This window comes from Paenibacillus sp. Y301 (assembly GCF_059445505.1).
Genome location: NZ_JCAIUL010000043.1, coordinates 1 through 1,230, shown reverse-complemented (window position 1 = coordinate 1,230; position 1,230 = coordinate 1). Strand labels below are relative to the sequence as shown.

The following is a 1,230-nucleotide window of genomic DNA, read 5'->3' as shown; positions in this document are numbered from 1 at the left end:
CACGTACCCATCCCGAACACGACCGTTAAGTCCTCCAGCGCCGATGGTACTTGGACCGCAGGGTCCTGGGAGAGTAGGACGCCGCCAAGCACAAGAACCACTATTGATTTCAATCAATGGTGGTTCTTTGCGTTTTAATAAAGATTTTTAAGTCAATGGTCATAAGGTATATATGTGTAAATTCTTCAAGATATATCTGGGAATTCTTAAAACATTCATACTGATCCTACTTAATGAATTTTACATGAACTGTCTTATATAAAAGCGGTTCCCAGTTTACCGATAAGTCGATCGCTATACCGGGTACTTTAAAGATCTTCAGCATTTGAACTACAACTTGTTTCACATTCTTATATGTTACTCACAAATAGCTCGGCCATATCTAGAACAATCGCATCAGGGTATTTAAATCCAGCTAAGCGACAACGTGGTATTGAATATGATTGCGAATAAGGTCTGAATGAACTGAACGTAACTGATATTCAATTAGTACTACTGTTTTTAGTCCAGATAATGCTTATTTCTTGTAGTCTTTTTTTTAGGTGGTTGAAATCTTTGTCTGACATTCGTAACAAGAAGAACAAGATTTGAATGAACCGGGTCGTCATAATACCTAAATCATTTGATTATGATTCTCTTTGCTGCTCAGAGTTCTCTTTAGATAATAGATCAGCTAAAAAATAATAGAATATTAAATTTCTGAACCAACTAATGCCTTACAGATGTCCGTGAGAGAGTGCATAGGAGTAAGTCACCTGGGTACCATAACTTGTTGTAGGAGCCTACTAACACATATCCTTTGAGTTGCAGATGGTATCTGATGTTTTAAGCGCAACTCGTATAAATGAAATGAAATAGATGCTTAAATAATACATAGGGTATAATGTAAGCTTTCCATTTCCTCAGAGTAAAATGAGTGCAGAACAACATTAACCGGTGTTGCTTAATTTGCGTGTTGTATATCTGGCCCGAATCTCCTTGATTTTATTTCATAATATATATATATCTAAAAAACACTTGCATTGATTTGTCTCACGTGATATATTATTAGTCCGGCCAATAAATAACACATTTTATTGAATCGGCAAGCCAAACTCGAATGATTCTTAAACGAAAATAAAGCTTGCATAAACGAACCGGACGTGTTATGATATATAAGTTGTCGCCGAGAACAACTGGTAACAACAAAACAAATAAATTGGTCTTTGAAAACTGAACAACGAGTGAGTA

1 rRNA gene is annotated in these 1,230 nt (G+C 35.9%); it reads left to right on the top strand.

Going from position 1 to position 1,230, the window contains the following annotated elements:
• Positions 1–90, top strand: a 5S ribosomal RNA gene (gene rrf / locus AC1D69_RS25000); the annotation flags it as partial.
• Positions 91–1,230: the final 1,140 nt, after the last annotated feature.